Origin of the sequence: Methylobacterium longum, from assembly GCF_022179385.1 — a bacterium.
Taxonomy (GTDB): Bacteria; Pseudomonadota; Alphaproteobacteria; order Rhizobiales; family Beijerinckiaceae; genus Methylobacterium; species Methylobacterium longum.
Genome location: NZ_BPQS01000001.1, coordinates 338605 through 356643, shown reverse-complemented (window position 1 = coordinate 356643; position 18039 = coordinate 338605). Strand labels below are relative to the sequence as shown.

The window sequence follows — 18039 nt, the reverse complement described above, 5'->3', positions numbered from 1 at the left end:
CCTCGCGGGAGTCCGCCAGCCCGCCGCGCGGTCCCCGGCCCCCTTCTCGAAAGCCTGCCGACGCTGGCACCTCAGGGTGCGGGCGCGGGGGGATCGCCGCTGGTCACTTCGTCCCCGGAAGCTTCGCCCCCGAGACCTGCGCGTAGAGCCGAGCCACGGAGGCGTCGTCGTCCCGGCCCATCCCGGCACCGGAGGCCATCAGGAACATTTGCAGCGCCGCCGCCGCCACCGGGACCGGGTATTTCTCCGCCCGGGCCATGTCCTGCACGATGCCGAGGTCCTTGACGAAGATGTCGACCGCGCTCTTCGGAGCGTAATCCGCCTCCAGGATGTGCGGCACTCGGTTCTCGAACATCCACGAATTGCCGGCCGACTTGGTGATCACCTCGTAGACGCGCGCCAGGTCGAGGCCCTGCTTGGCCGCGAAGCTCATCGCCTCGCAGGCGGCGGCGATGTGGACGCCCGCGAGCAGCTGGTTGATCATCTTGAAGGCCGCACCCTGGCCGGCCGCGTCGCCGAGTTCGTAGAGCGTGCCCGCCATGGCATCGAGGGCGGGCCGGGCCCTCGCGAAGGCCGCCGCCGAGCCCGAGGCCAGGAAGGTCAGCCCTCCATCCGCCGCGCGGGCGGCGCCTCCGCTCATCGGGGCGTCGAGGTAGTGGCGGCCGGTGGCCTCCAGCCGGGCCGCGAGCGCCCGGGCGACGGCCGGATCCATGGTGGCGGAAGAGACGAACACGGCCCCCTCCGGCATCGCGGCGGCGGCGCCGTTCGCGCCGAACAGCACCGCCTCGGTCTGCGCGGCGTTGACCACCACGCTCACCACCACGTCGGCGTCCTGCGCCGCGGCGGCGGGGTTCGCGGCCCCGCGACCGCCGGCGGCTTCGAACCGTGCCACCGCGTCCGGGTTCACGTCGCAGGCGGCGACCGTGAAGCCGGCCCGCAGGAGCGAGCCGGCCATGCCGGAGCCCATGGAGCCCAGGCCGATCACCGCGGCGCGGCGGATGTGCGTGTCGGTGGTCATCGAATGCCTCACGAGCTTCAAGGCCGGCATGGCCGACGCGACGTCACCGCGGGCGACGCGCGCTCCTCCCCCTGGCGGGGAGGAGTGAGAGGTGGGGTGGTACGGGATGGGGCGATGCGGTGCCGTCCGCGCCACCCCGCCCCTGGCCCTTCCCCGGGGGGAAGGGGGAGCATCTCCTCAGCGATTGACCATCCGGGCCGGCGTCACGAACACGCAGATCGAGCCGACCACCAGCATCACCGCCAACGCGTACATGCCGGTGGCGGTGCTGCCGGTGGCGTCGCGCAGTGCCCCGATCACGTAGGGGCTGACGAAGCCCGCCAGATTGCCCACCGAGTTGATCAGCGCGATGCCGGCCGCCGCGCCGGCTCCGCTCAGGAAGGCGGTGGGCAGCGACCAGAACAGGGGCGAGCAGGTCAGCACGCCGGCCGCCGCCACTGAGAGCGCCGCCACCGCGACCGTGGTCGAGCCCGCATTGGCCGAGACCACGAAGCCGACGGCGCCGAGCAGGGCCGGGATGATGAGGTGCCAGCGGCGCTCGCGCATCCGGTCGGCGGAGAGGCCCAGGAGGACCATCACGATCGCCGCGCAGACGAACGGGATGGCGCTGATCAGCCCGATGTTGAAGTTGCCCTGCACGCCCGATGCCTTGACGATGGTCGGCATCCAGAAGGTCAGCCCGTACTGGCCGGTGACGAAGGCGAAGTAGATCAGGCTCATGAACCACACGCGGCCGTTGCGGAACACGGTGGCGATGGAGTGCGGGCTCGATTCCTTGCCGTGGTTGTCGGCGGCGATGTCGCGCTCCAAGAGCTGCTTCTCGGCGTCGGTGAGCCACTTCGCCTCGGCGGGGCGGTTGTCGAGGTAGAGGAACACCGCGACGCCGATCAGCACCGCCGGCACCGCCTCGATCAGGAACATCCATTGCCAGCCGGACAGGCCGTGGGCGCCGTTGAGCGCGTCCATGATCCAGCCCGAGAGCGGGTTGCCGAAGATGCCGGAGATCGGGATCGCCGCCATGAACACCGCGATCACCTTGGCCCGGCGATGGGCCGGGAACCACGAGGTCGTGTAGAGGATCACCCCCGGGTAGAAGCCGGCCTCGGCGAGACCGAGCAGGAAGCGCATCCCGTAGAAGCTCCACTCGGAGTTCACGAACAGGAACGCCCCCGAGATCATCCCCCAGGTGATCATGATCCGGGCGATCCAGACCCGGGCGCCGACCCGGTGCAGGATCACGTTCGAGGGTACCTCGAACAGGAAGTAGCCGAGGAAGAAGATACCGGCGCCCAGCCCGTAGACCGTCTCGGAGAATTTCAGCTCCTGCGACATCTGGAGCTTGGCGAAGCCGACATTCACCCGGTCGAGATACGCCACGACGTAGCAGAGCATCAGGAACGGCACGAGGCGCCAGAAGACCTTCGCGTAGGTGCGGTCGTCGAAGGTCTTCTCGTCTGCTTGTTGGGTGGCGCCCCCCAGCGGGGCGGCTCGGACCGGCATGGCGTACTCCCTGATCCGGACCGTGCGGTCGCCGGACGATGGTCTTCGCCGCTCGTCGGGCGGCGCTGACCGGTGCCATATCTCCTTTTGGCAGCGCTGCCAATGCGGTTGTGCGCGATAATGCAGGCGGCTATGTCGGCTGGCGGATCGCCGAGGACGGTCGTCCCATCCCTCCCCTCACCCCGAGGTGCCAAAGCCCAGCGGAGGCCTCGAAGGCGTCCTCCCGGGATCGCGCGGCCAGCCGGAGGGCTCCTCTCCGGGGCCGCTGGCGCGGGCCTCTCGGGCGGGCATCTCGGGATGAGGGCGAGGGGCGGGAGGTACGAAGGGCGTCGCGAGACGAGACCGCGTCGGGAGAACCGGGTCATGGACGACATTCAGCCGCCGGGGCGGCTCGTGACCCTCACCGACGTCGCCCGCGCGGCCGGTGTCGGCGAGAGCACGGTCTCGCGGGTCCTGCGCAACCACGGGTCCTATTCCAAGCGCGCCGGCGAGCGGGTGGCGGAAGCCGTGGCTCGGCTCGGCTACGTGCCGAACCGCCTGGCCGGGAATCTGGCCGGGTCGGGGGCGAGCGCGCAGCTCGTCGGCGTCGTGATCCCCTCCCTCGCCAACGTGGTCTTCCCGGACCTGCTGCGCGGCCTGACCGCCTCCCTCGACGCCGAGGGCATCCAGTGCGTGATCGGCGTGAGCGACTACGATCCGGACCGGGAGGAGGCGCTGGTGGCCGCGCTCCTGTCGTGGCGCCCGGCCGCGCTCCTGCTCACCGGCCTGGAGCACAATCCCGGGACCGTCGCCCTGGCCAGGGCCGGAAGCGTGCGCGTCGTCGAGATGATCGACACGGATGGTGACGGGATCGACGCCGTGGTCGGCTTCTCCAACCGGGCCGTCGGGGCGGCGAGCGCCCGCCATCTGGCGGGGCGGGGCTATCGCCGCATCGCCTATCTCGGCCACGATCTCGCGGTCGACCTGCGCGCGGGCAAGCGGCTGGCGGGTTTCGAGGAGGCTCTGGCGGATGTCGGGCTGGCACTTCTCGGCCGGGAAATCCGGCCGGGACCGTCCTCGCCGGCCTCCGGGCGGGCGGGTCTGGAAGCGCTGCTGGCGCGTCATTCGGATCTGGACGCGGTCTACTTCTCCAATGACGACATGGCGCTCGGGGGCTATTTCGCCTGCCTGTCGGCCGGGCTGGTGGTGCCGGGTCGGATCGCGCTGTTCGGCTTCAACGGGCTCGACTTTGCAGCCGCGATGCCTCAGCCCCTGTCGACGGTGCGCACACCGCGGCTGGAGATCGGCCGGCAGGCCGCCGCCTGCCTGACGGGGGGCGGTCCGAAGAGAATCGATCTCGGATACGAGCTGATCGAGGGAGCGACCGCATGAACGAGACGGCGTTGCGCGAACAAATCTGCCGCTACGGCCGCTCGCTGTTCGAGCGCGGCCTGACGCCGGGCTCGTCGGGCAACATCTCGCTCCGCCTGCCCGACGGCGGCTGGCTCGTGACGCCGACCAACGCGTCGCTGGGTTTCCTCGACCCGGCGCGGATCTCCCGGCTCGACGGCGAGGGCCGCCTCGTCTCGGGCGACAAGCCCACCAAGGAGATCCCGCTGCACACCGCGCTCTACGAGAGCCGGACAGACGCGAAGGCCATCGTGCACCTGCACTCGACCCACGCGGTGGCGGTCTCGATGCTGCCGGAGATCGACCCGCGTCAGGTGCTGCCGCCGCTGACGCCCTACTACCTGATGCGCACCGGCGGCACGGCGCTGGTGCCCTATTACCGTCCGGGCGACCCGGCCGTGGCGGACGCGATCCGGGGCCTCGCGGGGAAGTACAGCTCGGTGCTGCTCGCCAACCACGGACCGGTGGTGGCCGGCGACAGCCTGGAGGGCGCGGTCTTCGCCACGGAGGAGCTGGAGGAGACCGCCAAGCTTTACCTGCTGTTGCGCAACCTCAACCCGCGGCAACTGAGTCCCGGGCAGATCGCCGATCTGGTGAGCCATTTCGGGCTGACCCTGCCGGATCCGGAGGATCATGCCGGGCACGATCACGGGTGAGGTCGGCCGCCCGCCTCTCCGATCCGGTGTCGTTGCGGCCCACGCGAAGCAGCCGGCGGGGAACTGCACCACGCGCGCGGAGCCATATGGGAGGGGCCACGCACGGCCTCCTCGACGATCGGCTGCAAGGATCTCGATCCGGCCGTACGATGCCGGTGCCGCCGTCCGCCTGACGGGACTGCGCGACCTCCGTGTACGCGATCCACGGATCGCCGCGCTTCCGAGGACGGGGGATCACGCCGCGAACCGCCGCTCCTCGGCCCTCCGCAGCGGGGGCTCCCCCGCCCCGACCCATTCCGTGCGGTGGCGCGGCAGCGCCTCCGGGTGCTCGGCCTGGAGCCACGTGATCATCGCCTCGCGGACCGCGCAGCGCAGGTCCCAGGCCTGGGGCGCGTTGCGGGCGCTCACCAGCATCCGGATCTCGATGGTCGATTCCTTGGCGTCCGAGACCTGGAGGTTGACCACCCGTCCGTCCCACAGGGGCGAGGCCCTGGCGATCTCGACGAGCCTCTCGCGCATCGCCGCCACGGGCGCCCGGTGGTCGACGTAGACGAACACGCTGCCGATCAGCGAGGCGCCGTCGCGGGTCCAATTCTGGAACGGCTTCTGGATGAAGTAGGTCAGCGGCAGGACCAGCCGACGCCAGTCCCAGAGGCGGACCACCACGTAGGTGGCGGTGATCTCCTCCACCCAGCCCCACTCGTTCTCGACGATGATCGCGTCCTCGATCCGGATCGGCTGCGTGATGGCGATCTGGATGCCCGCCACGAGGTTCGACAGGACCGGCTGCATGGCCAACCCGAGGACGAGGCCCGCCGCGCCCGCCGAGGCCAGCAGGCTGACGCCGTACTGGCGCACCGGCTCGAAGGTCATCAACGCCACCGAGAGGGTGACGAGGGCCACCAGCGTCACGCCGGCCCGCTCCAGGATGCGCATCTGCGTGAAGTGCTTGCGCGCCAGGAGATTGTCCTCGGCGTCGAGCTTGAACCGCCGCAGGTAAATCACGGTCGCGATGTGGAGCGCCGTGGCGCAGCACCAGCCGGTCAGCGTCACGAAGGCGACCAGCAGGATCTGGTTGAGGGCGATCCGCACCTCCCAGGACAGGTGCACCGTGGTCGAGGCGAGGCTGATCGCCACCACGATGAGGCCGAGGCGGCTCGGGCCGCGCGTGCGCGACACGAGCGAGCGCCAGAACAGGCTCTTGGCCGAGACCGCCCGCTTCATCGCCCGGTAGACGACCCCGTGCAGGGGCATCACCACCGCGCAGCAGGCGACGATGAGGATCAGGCTCTCGGCCCACCACGGCAGGTAGGCCAGCGCGCGGGCTGCGGAGCCGGCGAGCGCGTCGAGGTCCGGCATCGGGCATCGCTCCACGGGTTCCGAAGGGGACCCGTGGGAATGGGCGGGCGATCGCGGGGGTTCCGCAGCGCACCATGTGCCTGCCGCAACGCAGCGGCCCGGCCCGGCGGGTTGCGGTCGCCAGCCCCTACTTGGCCGCTCCGACCGTCACGCTGCCCGCGGCGGTCCGTCCGAACCGCGCCGGCCGGTACATGTCCTCCACGGTGGCGCCCGGATGGACGTAGGTCCCGGGGGAGACCGCCCGCACCGTGTAGGCCACGGTGAAGAAGGCCGACTGGCTCGGTTCGCGGTCGTAGGCCGCCACGAACCGGTCGTCCCGGAACTCGGTGTGGACCGGCTGCACGTCGGACTTGGCGAAGGCGAGTCCCTGGAGCGCGTCGGCGTCCAGCAGCTTCGGGTTGTCGATCTCCAGCCCCGCCGGCAGCGGATCCACCAGCAGGAGCCGCGCCGCCTCCGCCTTGGCCTCCGTGACCTTGAGCACCACCACGAGCCGGTCGTTCTGGCGCAGGCCGCCCGCCGGGTCGACGACGCTGCCGTCGAGGCGGCGGAAGCTGCGCTCGATCGTGTAGCCCTGCTGCGCTGCCGGCTCCGGCACCAGGGGGCTGCCGTTGACGCTCACGGCCACCTGCACGGGGCTGCGGCCGGTATTGGTGAGCTCGACGCCCCGGTCGGCCAGGGCCGCCTCCCGGTAGGCCCGAGCCAGCAGGCCGGTCTGCGGCACGCCGTCCAGGGTGAACGACAGGGCGCCCGCCTCGTTCGACAGGCTCTCGGCGGCGAGCACCATCCAGGCATTCTCCTGCGTGCTCGTCGCCCGCTCGGATTGCTGCTCCTCGCCGAGCACGGAAGCGGCGGGGCCGAGGGCCCCCTGCGCCAGCCCGCTCTCGGCGGCGAGCGTGATCAGCCCGGCCCCGTCGCGCAGGCGGGAGCCGTAATCGGCGCGGTACAGGCCCTTGTCGCGCTCGGCGCGCAGCACGGTGAGCGCCGAGTCCATCGTCTTGGCGGCCCGGCCGCGGTCACCGAGCAGCGCCAGGGCGGCGGCGAGCTGCGCGCGCCCGAGGGCGGAGGAGAAGTCGCCGATCTTGGTGTCGGCGAGGTAGCGCAGGTCGCCCATCACCGGCCGGCCGTTCCGGGCGAGCACGTAGGCCGCGTAGGCGAGGTCCGCGCCGCCGTTGCGCACCTCGGTGGCGTTGGCCACCGCGTTGCGCAGGTAGTCCAGCGCCTGGGCGAAGGCCTTCTGCGGCACCGCGAAGTTGCGCTCGCGGGCGCGGGTCAGGAAGTCGGTCACGTAGGCGTCGAGCCAGAGGTCGCTCGAGCCCTGCGCCGACCACAGGCCGAAATCGCCGCTCGAATCCTGGCGGGCGAGCAGGCGCTCGATCGACTCGCGCACCCTTTCGTCCGCGCCCGCGTCGAGGGCAAGCTTCTGCAGGGCCGCGAGCTTGTTGACGTAGAGCAGCGGCATCGCCCGGCTCACCACCTGCTCCGAGCAGCCGTAGGGGTAGCGGTCGAGCGCCCGGAGCAGGGCCGCCACGTCGACCCCCGGCAGGGGCGTGGCCGAGAGCGAGACGCTGCCGGTCCCCGGCTGCAGGTCGGCGAGGAGGTCCGAGGTCAGCGTCAGGTTCGCCCCGGGGGCGAGGCTGCGCACCGAGCGGCGCAGCAGGGCGCCGGTCCCCGGCGAGATCCCCAGGGCGAAGCTCTGGTTCAGGGCGGCTGGGAGGCCGGGCCCCGACAGGGCGAGGTCGAGGCGGGCCGTGCCCGGTCCGGCGGCGGTGAGCGGGATCGCGAACTGGCCCTTGGCGCCGGCCTCCAGCCGCAGCGTCTGCCGCAGCGCGCTGGCACCGACCACGACCGGGCCGGTCGGGCTCAGGTCGAGCGTGTACTCGCCCGCCGGCCCCTCGACATTGTCGAGGGCCACGAACAGACGCGAGCGGTCGCCGGTGTCGAGGAAGCGCGGCAGCGTGGCGCTGAGCACGACCGGATCGCGGATGATCACGTCGGCCTGCGCCTGCCCCACCCGGTCGCCGCTCCAGGCGGTGACCATGACGCGGCCGGTGCCGTTGAAGGCCGGGATCGGGAAGGTCACGCTGGCCGCGCCGTCCGGCCCCACGGTGACGACCCCGGAATAGAGGGCGAGCGGCGCCTGGGTCGGCGGGGAATCGGCGAGTTCGCCCCCGCCCGCATCGCCGCCGGAGCGGATCGCCCCGGCCGAGCCCTGCATGCCGTCGATCAGGTAGCCGTAGAGGTCGCGGACCTCCGGCCCGAGCGCCCGCTGGCCGAGGAAGTACTGCGTCGGGTCCGGCGCCGCGTAGCGGGTCAGGTTGAGGATGCCGACATCGACGAGCGCGACGGTGATCCGCGCCGGTGCGCCGGATTTCAGGCCCGCGAGCTGGACCGGCAGGGTCAGGTCTTGGCGCGGGCGCGCCCGCTCCGGCGCCTTCAGGGCGACCCCGAGGCTGCGCCGCTCCCGGTCCACCGAGAACCACGCCAGACCCAGCGCCCGGCCCGGAAGGCGCTTGGCCGCCTGGTCGAGGGGCCGGTAGGCGGTGGCCACCAGGTAGGCGCCGGCGCCCCACTCGGCCTTCACCGGGATGCTGACCGTGGTGCCGCCCTCCGGCACGCTGACCTCCAGGGTCTGGTGCACGCGGTCGCTGACGATCATCAGGCTGGCCTGACCCTTGAACGTCGGACTGAGCTTGGCCCGCAGGGTGTCGCCGGCCGCGTAGGCGGCCTTGTCGAGGGTCAGGTCGAGGAGGTCGGGCGCCTCCGCGGTCTCGGAGCCGCCCCAGCCCACCTCGAAGCCGAGGCTCGCGGTCGCCTCCGGGGCGCCCGCGGCCGAGACCTCCAGCCGATAGCGGCCGAGGCCCACCGGCGCCTCGATCCGGCCCGGGCCGGCGGCCGTGAGGTCGACGGTGCCGCTGGCGATGCGCCGGGGGGACTTGACCGACTCGAACGACCAGCGCCCGTCCGCCCGGTACCACTGGTAGGAGGAGTCGATCCGCGACAGGGTCCAGGTCACGCCCGGCCGGGCGAGGAGCGCCCCGTCGGGGTTCGCCAGCACCACGTCGAAGCCCGCGATCCCGCCCTCCTTCAGATCGGCGAAGCCCTTGCGCAGGGCGAGGACCGGGCTCGACGGGAGGATCGGCAGGGTCAGGCTGCGCGACAGCGCCCGGCCGCCGGGCTCGCCGACCGCCAGGGTGATCTTCGCCTCCAGCGCCCGCGGGGCCGCGACCAGGGGCACCGGCACCGTGACGGTGGCGCCGCCCTGCCCGTTCGTGGTGGCATGGTCCTGCAGTTCCTGGGTGGCCGGCTCGACCGCCTCGTCGTCGAGACCGATGGCATAGGCCTCAAGCCCCTTGATGCCGCTCGTCGCGGCCGCCTGCACGGTCACGCTGCCCGACACGTCGAGATCGGCGCCCGGGGCGCCGTAGAGGTAGCGGGCGGCGACGTCGATCTGCGCGGCCTCGCCCCGGTTCAGGGCCGTCTGCCGGGCCTTGAGGGTCACCTCCAGCCGCTCGGGGACGTAATCCTCCACGAGGAAGCTGGTCTCACCGATCGCGGGCGCCTTCGGGTCCGTGTAGGCGGAGACCCGCCACGTGCCGTGCATCGCCCCCGACAGGAGCGGCAGCGGCAACGCCCGGCCGCCGAGCCCCTGGTCGGGCACCGAGACGCGCCGGTACTCGACGCCGTCCGGCCGCTTGACCACCAGGGTCAGCGGCAGGTCCGGCACGGCGGCGCCGCGGGGATCGCGCAGCAGGGCCGTGAGCTGGACGGTCTCGCCCGTGCGGTAGACCCCGCGCTCCGGGAACAGGTAGGCGTCGAGGCCGCCGGTCTCCGGCCGTCCCTTCACGCCGCGGTCGGTGAGGTCGAAGGCGCCGAGGTTCAGGTCGAGGAAGCCGTAATCGCCGCCGGCTTGCGCCACCACGAGGCTCGGCGCCAGACCGCCCTCCCCGCGGGCGAGCCCCGGATCGAAGGCGACGTGCCCCTGCGCGTCCGTGGTCCTTGCGCCCAGCACCTCGTTGTTGCGGGCGATCAGCCGGATCTCGGCGCCCGCCATCACCTGCGCGGAGGCGAGCGAACGCAGGACCACGTTGACCCCGTCCCGGCCCTTGGTGGCGGTGAGCCCCAGGTCGGAGACCACGAACCACTGGGTCGCCTGGGTGTCGTACTCCTCGTCGCTGGCGGCCGTGCCGGAGGGGCGGGCCAGCATCACGTAGAGCCCGGGCTCAAGCTTGCCCACCGCCTGCAGGACCGGGAAGGCGGTGACCGCCTCCTGGTTCACCTCCGCCTTGGCGGTGTCGAGGGTGCCCTTCCAGACGCGCTGGCCCTTCTCGGAGGCGATCGTCCGGGCGGTCGAGCCGCTGAGCTGGCCCAAAAAGTCCTCGGAGCGCAGGGTCGGCAGCAGGCCGCGGTCGCCGATGCGCAGCACCTCGACGTCGAGCTTCGCCGCGTTCACCGAGACGAGGGGCACGCCCGCCTGGCCGGTCCGGGGCAGGACGTAGTTGCGCCCGGTGAAGCGCACCTGGGGAGCGCGGTCGCGGACGTAGATTTCGTAATCGGCGGCCTTGAGCAGGCTCTCGCCGACGGCCGCGGGCAGGCCCTGGCGGAGCACGATGGCGTAGCGGCCGCCGTGCTTGAGCCCGTCGACGCAGACCTGGGAGCCCTCCCCGGTCACGGCGGCCGCGCTGCTGCCCGAGACAGCCACGAAGGGCGCGTAGTCGGTCTTGGGCTTGATCGCCTCCGAGAAGGTGAAGCAGGCCCGCGGGGCGGCCGCGTCGGAATCGACCTTGTAGTCGAGGATCCGGAAGCCGTGCTCGGCCCGCAGGGTCTCGTAGGCCGCCCGGACCGGACCGGCATCGGCCAGGGCGAGGCTCGCCGCGTAGGCGTCCAGCGCCGGCCGCCAGGATTCCTGCTCGGCCTCCGCGGCGCCCAGCGCCGCCAGCGCCGCCGCCGCGTCGGCGGCCGTGCCGGCGCGCTCGTAGGCGCGGTAGGCGGCGGCCGTCACCCGCCCGCGCAGGCGCGCCCGGCCCTGGTAGTCGTTGTCCTCGAGCGCGCCCAGGGCCGCCGCCGCCCCGCGGGCATAGGCCTGCCAGTTGCGCGGGTCGGCCGGGTCTGCCGCCACCGCGGCGGCGAGGGGGGCGACGGCCTCATCCGGCTTGTCGGCGGCGAGAAGGGCCTGACCGGCAGCGCGGGACTGGCCCGCCGGTCGGAGCGCGCCCCCGGCCTCTGCTTTGAGAGCCGCCTCCAGGCGGACCGAAGCGCTGGCGAGGTCGGTCCGGACGAAGCTCCTGGCGAACGGCGCGGCGGCCGCCGCCGGCCGGGACGTCGTACGGGCCGCCGGCGGGGTCTGGGCGAGGACCGGACCGCCCGCGATCCCTCCGAGGAGCACCAAGACACCCGCGAGCCGTCCGAGCCGCGCCATCAGCCTGTTCCTCGCCAGCCGCGAACCCGATGATTCGCCTCGGGTCCCATGGCGCGGGAGCCTAGCACCGGCGGTTAGGCTCGCAACGCTTCGGGCCGTTGGAGCCTCGTTGGGGGCCGCCTCGCGGCGCGAGGCGGCTCCGCGTTCCCTCGCGTCGAGGCTCAGAACGCCTTCAGCACCTGCTCGGCGTGCTCGACGGCCACCGGTCCGGCGAAGCAGTGGGCGACCAGGGCGCGGTAATCCTGCCAGGGCTGCGAGCCGGTGAAGTCCTTGGTGTGGGCCTCCAGCGTGTCCCAGTGGATCAGGAGGCGGTAGCGCTGCGGATGCTCGATGGAGCGCCGCACCTCGAAGGTTCGGCAGCCCTTGGCCTGCTTGAAGATCACTGAGGCCTCGGTGATGCCCGACTCGAACTCGGCCTCCATGCCGGGCTTGATCTCGATCTGCGCGATTTCGAGGATCATCGGTGACGTTCCTGTCTCAGGTGCGAAGGGCGCGGCCGAGCTTGGCCGCCAGGATGCGCTGCGGGCTCAGGGCCGGGTCGGCCTGGGCGGCGACGGGCAGGTAGGCGGTCTGCTCCAGCATGTAGCGGCCGCCCATGGCCCCGTGCATCACGAGGTCCGAGAAGGTCACCCAGGTCTCGCCGGGGCGGAACTCCACGTCGGCCTGGGGGGCCGACGCCTGATAGGCCGCGTCCTGCTTGAGGGCGTCGTGCAGGTGCAGCATCAGGTGGTCGTATTCCGAGCGCCGGGCCTTGGTGATGCGCAGGGCCGAGAGCAGGCGCGCCGAGAGGGGCGAGTAGCCCGGCAGACGCGGCAGGAATTTCTCCGCCATCGACCCGAAATCCTCGCCGACCCGCCAGCGGCGCGGCTCGCCCGCGGGGTTGATGTTGCGGAACACCCGCAGGATCCGCTTCTCGCCGATCGGGTTCGACGGAAAGGCGTCGACGTGCAGCCGGGTGTCGTCGCGCCGCCAGCTGAGCTTGCGCCGGTCCACGTCGAAGGGGCGATAGGACGTGCCGGCCAGGCTCACGCGGTCCGCGTAGTCCGGCAGGTAGGTTCCGATGAGGTCGCGCGCGAAGGTACGGTAGCGGATCAGGATCTGGCGCAGGGCCTCCTGCTCCTCCGGCGTCCCCGCCGCACCGCGCAGCGCGGCCGCCGCGCCGCGGATGTTGACGTTCTTGGCCTTGCCGTCCGCGAAGGGCCGCTCGGTGAACCGGCGTTCGAACGCGCTGAACGGGAAGGGCAGGTCCGGGAACAGCAGCACCGCCCCGGCCTCGAGCTCCCGGGCCAGGGAACCGTGGGTCTCGCCGGCGACGATTCTGCGGATCGGGCTGATCATCGGGTGCGGGCCGGGCCTGCCATGGCGGGTGGGCCCCTGTAGCCGAGTGGCCGCGGGCAGGCCAGGGGCGGCTTTTCCGGTGGATGACATCCCGCGTCCACCGACACCGGCGCGGAGGCCCGTCCCCAGCGCTTGCGCAACGGTTGCGTTCCCGGCACGTTCTCCGTGCGTAACCGGCCTGAGTGCCCGGCGGAGGATGGCGCCGATGGCGACGTTGAAGGAATTCGAGGAGGCCCTGCGCGAGCACGGCATGAACATGGCGCTGGCGCTGCTGGAGCGCCTGCGCGAGCGCGACCGCGCGACCCGGACGGTCAAACCCGCCCGGCGCCTGACCGGCCAGAAGATGACCCCGGAACTCGCCCGGTCGATCCTGGACCTGCACGCCACGACCGGGATGACCCAGCAGGAGATCGCCTTCAAGGTCGGGGTCAACCAGGGCCGCGTGAACGAGGTGATCAAGCGCGGCAAGTGGCTGAGCGACGACCCCACCGCCCCGGAGGCGGTCGCCCGCGACAAGGCGGTGGCCCGGATGCGCGGCGACCCGAAGCCGAAGAAGCCGGCCGCGGCGGCGCGGGCCAAGGAGCGCAAGGCCGCGCCGCCGAAGGCGCGCAACCAGGGCCAGCTGGCCCTGGGCGATCTGTAGGGGACTGTGCGGCAGGTCCTCGGGGAAACCTCCCCTCTACGGTTCGTCCCCGGTCTGCGATGCGGCGAACCCGCCTCGAAGGAACCGTCGGGGGATCGCGCCGCCCGCTGACGCGGTCATCTCAGGTCGATAGGCCAGGTCGGATCGACCTTTCGGAGCGACCCGACCCTCATCGCGCCGGTGCGAAATGTCCCCGGTAGCGCGCGCCGATCACCTCCACCGGCAGCGTCACGAAGACGTCCGTCGTGCCGAACTGGCGATCGATGACGGCACCGTCGCCGAAGGTGGCGCCGAGGCGGAGATAGCCTTTGACCAGGGGCGGCAGGGCCTGCAGCGCGGCCTTGGGATCGACCGCCTCCTTCGGCAGCCGGTCCATTGCCACCGACCGCTCCGGCAGCGCCCGGGCCCGCCAGCCCTCCGGCGCGCGGGCATGGTGGTGCAGGAAGGCCAGCGGCAGCGCCAGCCGCTCCGGATCGGTGCCCTCCAGGCTCGCGCAGCCGATCAGCGCGTCGATCCGGTGGTGCAGGACGTAGGCGTAGATGCCCTGCCAGAGCAGCTCGACGGTGCGCTTGCCGCGGTAGGGCTTCAGCACGCAGGAGCGGCCGAGCTCCAGCAGCCGCCGATGGCCCTGCGCCGCCAGCAGCGGTGCCAGATCGTACTCACCCTCGGAGTAGAAGCCGGCATGGCGCTCGGCCACCTCGCCGCGAAGCAGCCGGTAGGTGCCCACCACCTTCGGCCGGGGCTCGACGAAGGGCTGCTTCCGCCCCGGCGCGGCGTGGTCGAGGACGAGGAGATGATCGCAGAGCGCGTCGTAGCTGTCGGCGTCGCGCCGCGACAGGGACGCGAGCCCGGTCGGGACCGCCGACATCTCCTCGTAGAACACCTTGAAGCGCAGGCGCTGCGCCCGGCGGATCTCGGATCTCCTAGTCGCCAGCCTCACCTCCAGGTTGCCGATGCGGCCGAGGCTGCGCCCCTCGAACGGGTCCGGCAGGCGAATCGCGCGCTCGGCGGAGAGGATCTCGGCGATTCCGGTCGGGCCGCCCTGGATTTCCTGCGGATGCATCTGCCGGCGGCGCAGCTTCGCGATCGGCGCGCCGACGCCCCACTGCACGCCCCTGTGCCAGCCGGCTCCGAGTGCGCTGTAGGCCCCGCGGGCGAGATTGGCGACCATGGTCGGGTTCACTCCGGGTGCGCGTCCGTGCACCGTCGAATCCGACACAGAGCACGAAGCGCACACGCCATTATGACAGCCGACGCAGGAAAGCGCCCCGGCCGGGGCCGGGGCGCTGCAACATTCTGAAGTTCAAGCCGAGATGGATCAGGCGGCCTGCGGGACCGTGTCCGTGCGGACGTCGCCCTCGATCACCGGGGCGCTGGCGCGACCCGCCGTGGCGATCTGGATGCGGCGCGGCTTCTTCGCCTCCGGTACCTCGCGGACGAGGTCGATATGGAGAAGGCCGTTCTCGAGGGCCGCGCCCGTCACCTGTACGTGGTCGGCGAGCTGGAAACGGCGCTCGAAGGTGCGGGCCGCGATGCCCTGATGCAGGAATTCAGCCTTGCCCTCGGCCTTGCGCTCGCCCCTCAGGGACAGCGCGTTCTCCCGAACATCGATCGACAGGTCGGACTCGGTGAAGCCGGCGACCGCGACGGTAATGCGGTAGGCGTTCTCGCCGGTCCGCTCGATGTTGTAGGGCGGGTAGGTGGGCGCAGCCTCGGCGCTCGCGAACTGGTCGAGCGCGGAGAACAACCGGTCAAAGCCGACGGTGGAACGGTAGAGGGGCGCGAGATCGAACTGACGCATGACATATCCTCGTGTGAGCAACATGCAATTCCGGTCCGCCCGATGGGCCGGACCCGTCTTTCGTGCCGCCTGATGGCCGGCACAGGCGAGATATCGGAGGGGGAAAAACACGCTTCAAGACCCCGGACGATGGCGAGGCCTGAGATTTTTTCGGTAGGGTCCGTCCGCGTACGGACGCGCTTGAGGTGAACCCTGTGGGACGGTTCGACGGTGAGACCGGGCGGGAGCCACCGCTCCTGACCCTGCGCGGCACGCCCGGCAACCCGGCGCCGCCGAACGGCACGCTGATCGCGGTGGGCACGCGCGACGACTGCACCCTGCGGGCGGCCTATTGGCAGACGACGGCGCGGACCTGCCGCGGCACGGTCTGCCTGCTCCAGGGCCGGGCGGAATTCATCGAGAAGTACTACGAGACCATCCAGGAGTTGCGGGCACGGGGCTTCGCGGTGGTCGCCTTCGATTGGCGCGGCCAGGGGGAGTCGGACCGCCGGGTCGACGATCCCCACAAGGGCCACGTCGCCCGCTTCGACGATTACCGGCTCGACCTCAAGGCCGTGGCCGAGACCGTGCTGGTGCCGCTGATGCCGGAGCCGCATATCGGCCTCGCGCACTCGATGGGGGGCTGCGTGGCCCTCCTCGGGGCGCTCGACGGCTGGCTGCCGTTCCGGCGCCTCGTGGCGCTGGCGCCGATGCTGTCGATCCGGATGATCCGCTGGCCGGCCGGCGCCGCCCTGCTCTCGCGGGGCTTGCAGCGGCTGGGACTCGGGAGCCGCTACATCCCCTTCGGCAAGCCGGTCTCGATCGCCACCAATCCCTATGCCGGCAACCGGCTCTCGCGCGATCCCGTCCGCTACGCCCGGAACGCCGCGGCGGCCCGGCAGGTCGGCGCCGGTGCGGTGGGCGACCCGACGATCGCGTGGCTCGCCGAAGCGTTCCGCGCCATGGCGCGCCTGCGCGACCCGAGGGCGGCGCCGCGCATCACCCTGCCGACGCTGCTCCTGGCGGCGGGCGCCGACCCGGTCTGCGGCACCGCCGACACCGAGCGCTTCGCGGCCCGGCTCAAGGCCGGCCACATTCTCGTCCTGCCGGATTCCCGGCACGAGATCCTGACCGAGCGCGACGCCATCCGGCAGGATTTCTGGGCGGCCTTCGAGGCCTTCGCGCCGGGCTCGCCCCTGCCCTCGCACGCGGAGGTCGAGTCTCACGCCGCCGCGGTGCCGGTGGCGTGAGCCGTCAGCCCCCGAGATCCGGGTTGATGTCCCGCGGGCGCGCGAACCGCTCCAGGCGTCCCCGGCCCGGCGCCACATCCGACCAATGGGCGGTGTCGAAGTCGATCACCGCGTAGGCGGCGGTGGGGAATTCCAGGGCCAGACGGTCGCGGGCCGCGCGCGGTCCCTCCCCCGCCAGAGCTGCCGCGAGGTCGCCGAGACCCGGATTGTGGCCGACGACGATCACGACGGCGGCCCCATCGGGCGCGGCCTTGATCACCCCGAGGATCCGGTGGGCCGGCGCCTCGTAGATCTCCGGCTGCCAGCGCGTCTCGGGATTGCCCAGCGCGGCTGCCATCGCGTCCCAGGTCTCCCGCGTCCGGACTGCCGTGGAGACGAGGGCGAGATCGGGGCGCAGCCCCGCCTCCGCGAGATGGGCGCCCACAACCGGCGCGGTCCGCCGCCCGCGGGGGTTGAGCGGGCGGTCGCGGTCGGCGACGCCCGGCGAACGATCCGATTTGGCGTGCCGCAACAGGATCAGCCTGCGCATGGAGCGAACCTCTGGACCGGGCCGTTCTCGGGAGCGGGGACCCGGCGTCGCCGGACCGGCATCGCAAAAGCCCCTCCCGTCCGGTTAACCGAAAGCGTGCCGCGCGGGAACCTCGGCCTGCCGGCAGCCTCGGGCCGGCCCCGTTGCTCCACGATCCGCGCGGCCCGTTGCGCGCCTCATCCGGAGGTGCGAGCGCTGCGCGTCCCCACCGCCGGACGAGGGTGCGGGTGGTCCAGGCCGCGCCGGCGGCCCCGGCCTCAGCCGCCCCGCTGCTCCCGACGCATCATGAAGGCGAGCTTCTCGAATAGGCTCACATCCTGCTCGTTCTTGAGCAGCGCCCCATGGAGCGGCGGGATCAGCTTCCGGCCGTCCTGCTCGCGCAGGGTCTCGGGGGCGATGTCCTCGGAGACGAGGAGCTTCAGCCAGTCGAGCAGTTCCGAGGTCGAGGGCTTCTTCTTCAGTCCCGGCACCTCGCGCATCGCCAGGAAGGTCCGCAGGGCCTCCTCGACGAGGCGGTGCTTGATGCCCGGGTAGTGCACATCGACGATGCGCTGCAGTGTCTCGGCGTCGGGGAACTTGATGTAGTGGAAGAAGCAGCGGCGGAGGAACGCGTCCGGCAGCTCCTTCTCGTTGTTCGACGTGATGATCACGATCGGCCGCCGCACGGCCTTCACGGTCTCGCCGGTCTCGTAGACGTGGAACTCCATCCGGTCGAGTTCGGTCAGCAGGTCGTTGGGAAACTCGATGTCGGCCTTGTCGATCTCGTCGATGAGTAGGACCGGGCGCTCGGGCGCGGTGAACGCTTCCCAGAGCTTGCCGCGCCGGATGTAGTTGCCGATCTCCGAGACCCGCGGGTCGCCGAGCTGCGAGTCGCGCAGGCGCGAGACCGCATCGTACTCGTACAGCCCCTGCTGCGCCTTCGTTGTCGACTTGATGTTCCAGACGAGCAGCGGCGCGTTCAGGCCCTTGGCGATCTCCTCGGCCAGCACGGTCTTGCCGGTGCCGGGCTCGCCCTTCACCAGGAGCGGGCGTTCGAGGACGACGGCGGCGTTGACGGCCGCGGTCAGGTCGGGGGTCGCGACGTAGGTCTCGGTGCCGGAAAAGCGCATCGCGGTCTCGGAGAGGTGGGCCTGACGCAACGGGTAACGCGCTATCCTGCCG

At 72.0% G+C, this 18039-nt stretch carries 14 protein-coding genes; 4 read left to right on the top strand and 10 right to left on the bottom strand.

Annotated features, from left to right (window positions below; all coding sequences use genetic code 11):
* Nucleotides 1-103: 103 nt before the first annotated feature.
* Nucleotides 104-1018: an L-threonate dehydrogenase gene (ltnD, locus tag MFF58_RS01580; RefSeq protein ID WP_238284795.1), complete on the bottom strand. Its 915-nt coding sequence runs from the start codon at nt 1016-1018 to the stop codon at nt 104-106.
* Nucleotides 1019-1195: 177 nt separating this feature from the next.
* The gene (locus tag MFF58_RS01575; RefSeq protein ID WP_238284794.1) at nt 1196-2518 is read right to left on the bottom strand and encodes an MFS transporter; all 1323 of its coding nucleotides are present in this window, start codon (nt 2516-2518) and stop codon (nt 1196-1198) included.
* 363 nt (nt 2519-2881) lie between these two features.
* Here MFF58_RS01575 and MFF58_RS01570 point away from each other — a divergent pair, with 363 nt between their 5' ends.
* Nucleotides 2882-3889, top strand: coding sequence for a LacI family DNA-binding transcriptional regulator (locus MFF58_RS01570; RefSeq protein WP_238284793.1), 1008 nt, complete (start codon nt 2882-2884; stop codon nt 3887-3889).
* Nucleotides 3886-4563 (top strand): 3-oxo-tetronate 4-phosphate decarboxylase, encoded by a 678-nt coding sequence (gene otnC, locus MFF58_RS01565; protein ID WP_238284792.1) that lies wholly within the window; start codon nt 3886-3888, stop codon nt 4561-4563. Before MFF58_RS01570 ends, otnC begins: the two co-directional genes overlap by 4 nt.
* A 234-nt stretch (nt 4564-4797) precedes the next feature.
* Here otnC and MFF58_RS01560 read toward each other — a convergent pair whose 3' ends face one another.
* The 4 genes from MFF58_RS01560 to kdoO all read right to left on the bottom strand — a co-directional run bounded on the left by MFF58_RS01560 (nt 4798) and on the right by kdoO (nt 12676).
* Complete coding sequence (locus MFF58_RS01560; RefSeq protein ID WP_238284791.1) at nt 4798-5922, bottom strand: mechanosensitive ion channel family protein; 1125 nt, start codon at nt 5920-5922, stop codon at nt 4798-4800.
* A 127-nt stretch (nt 5923-6049) separates the two neighbouring features.
* Nucleotides 6050-11338, bottom strand: a complete 5289-nt coding sequence (locus MFF58_RS01555; protein WP_238284790.1) for an alpha-2-macroglobulin family protein — start codon at nt 11336-11338, stop codon at nt 6050-6052.
* A 161-nt stretch (nt 11339-11499) separates the two neighbouring features.
* A complete protein-coding gene (locus tag MFF58_RS01550; protein WP_238284789.1) occupies nt 11500-11799 on the bottom strand; it encodes an antibiotic biosynthesis monooxygenase family protein in 300 nt (99 codons plus the stop codon).
* A 16-nt stretch (nt 11800-11815) separates the two neighbouring features.
* The gene (gene kdoO, locus MFF58_RS01545; protein WP_238284788.1) at nt 11816-12676 is read right to left on the bottom strand and encodes a Kdo hydroxylase KdoO; all 861 of its coding nucleotides are present in this window, start codon (nt 12674-12676) and stop codon (nt 11816-11818) included.
* 205 nt (nt 12677-12881) lie between these two features.
* Here kdoO and MFF58_RS01540 point away from each other — a divergent pair, with 205 nt between their 5' ends.
* Entirely contained in the window at nt 12882-13319 is a 438-nt protein-coding gene (locus tag MFF58_RS01540) for an RNA polymerase subunit sigma-70 (RefSeq protein WP_238284787.1), read from the top strand.
* Nucleotides 13320-13488: 169 nt separating this feature from the next.
* Here MFF58_RS01540 and olsB read toward each other — a convergent pair whose 3' ends face one another.
* Both olsB and MFF58_RS01530 read right to left on the bottom strand, forming a co-directional pair.
* Nucleotides 13489-14490 carry a l-ornithine N(alpha)-acyltransferase gene (olsB, locus tag MFF58_RS01535; RefSeq protein ID WP_238284879.1) on the bottom strand — a complete coding sequence of 334 codons (1002 nt, stop codon included), beginning with the start codon at nt 14488-14490 and terminating at the stop codon, nt 13489-13491.
* 147 nt (nt 14491-14637) lie between these two features.
* Nucleotides 14638-15120: an Hsp20 family protein gene (locus MFF58_RS01530; protein ID WP_238284786.1), complete on the bottom strand. Its 483-nt coding sequence runs from the start codon at nt 15118-15120 to the stop codon at nt 14638-14640.
* A gap of 194 nt (nt 15121-15314) precedes the next feature.
* Between MFF58_RS01530 and MFF58_RS01525 the strand changes: the two genes are divergently transcribed.
* Nucleotides 15315-16349, top strand: coding sequence for an alpha/beta fold hydrolase (locus MFF58_RS01525; RefSeq protein ID WP_238284785.1), 1035 nt, complete (start codon nt 15315-15317; stop codon nt 16347-16349).
* Nucleotides 16350-16353: 4 nt separating this feature from the next.
* Here MFF58_RS01525 and MFF58_RS01520 read toward each other — a convergent pair whose 3' ends face one another.
* Both MFF58_RS01520 and MFF58_RS01515 read right to left on the bottom strand, forming a co-directional pair.
* Entirely contained in the window at nt 16354-16878 is a 525-nt protein-coding gene (locus MFF58_RS01520) for a SixA phosphatase family protein (protein WP_238284784.1), read from the bottom strand.
* Nucleotides 16879-17135: 257 nt separating this feature from the next.
* Entirely contained in the window at nt 17136-17987 is an 852-nt protein-coding gene (locus MFF58_RS01515; protein ID WP_238284878.1) for an AAA family ATPase, read from the bottom strand.
* Nucleotides 17988-18039: the final 52 nt, after the last annotated feature.

What these genes read in the sequence shown, in the direction of transcription:
- ltnD (WP_238284795.1), bottom strand. Translation starts at nt 1,018, where the DNA reads ATGACCACCGACACGCACATCCGCCGCGCCGCGGTGATCGGCCTGGGC.
- MFF58_RS01575 (WP_238284794.1), bottom strand. Translation starts at nt 2,518, where the DNA reads ATGCCGGTCCGAGCCGCCCCGCTGGGGGGCGCCACCCAACAAGCAGAC.
- MFF58_RS01570 (WP_238284793.1), top strand. Translation starts at nt 2,882, where the DNA reads ATGGACGACATTCAGCCGCCGGGGCGGCTCGTGACCCTCACCGACGTC.
- otnC (WP_238284792.1), top strand. Translation starts at nt 3,886, where the DNA reads ATGAACGAGACGGCGTTGCGCGAACAAATCTGCCGCTACGGCCGCTCG.
- MFF58_RS01560 (WP_238284791.1), bottom strand. Translation starts at nt 5,922, where the DNA reads ATGCCGGACCTCGACGCGCTCGCCGGCTCCGCAGCCCGCGCGCTGGCC.
- MFF58_RS01555 (WP_238284790.1), bottom strand. Translation starts at nt 11,338, where the DNA reads ATGGCGCGGCTCGGACGGCTCGCGGGTGTCTTGGTGCTCCTCGGAGGG.
- MFF58_RS01550 (WP_238284789.1), bottom strand. Translation starts at nt 11,799, where the DNA reads ATGATCCTCGAAATCGCGCAGATCGAGATCAAGCCCGGCATGGAGGCC.
- kdoO (WP_238284788.1), bottom strand. Translation starts at nt 12,676, where the DNA reads ATGATCAGCCCGATCCGCAGAATCGTCGCCGGCGAGACCCACGGTTCC.
- MFF58_RS01540 (WP_238284787.1), top strand. Translation starts at nt 12,882, where the DNA reads ATGGCGACGTTGAAGGAATTCGAGGAGGCCCTGCGCGAGCACGGCATG.
- olsB (WP_238284879.1), bottom strand. Translation starts at nt 14,490, where the DNA reads ATGGTCGCCAATCTCGCCCGCGGGGCCTACAGCGCACTCGGAGCCGGC.
- MFF58_RS01530 (WP_238284786.1), bottom strand. Translation starts at nt 15,120, where the DNA reads ATGCGTCAGTTCGATCTCGCGCCCCTCTACCGTTCCACCGTCGGCTTT.
- MFF58_RS01520 (WP_238284784.1), bottom strand. Translation starts at nt 16,878, where the DNA reads ATGCGCAGGCTGATCCTGTTGCGGCACGCCAAATCGGATCGTTCGCCG.
- MFF58_RS01515 (WP_238284878.1), bottom strand. Translation starts at nt 17,987, where the DNA reads ATGCGCTTTTCCGGCACCGAGACCTACGTCGCGACCCCCGACCTGACC.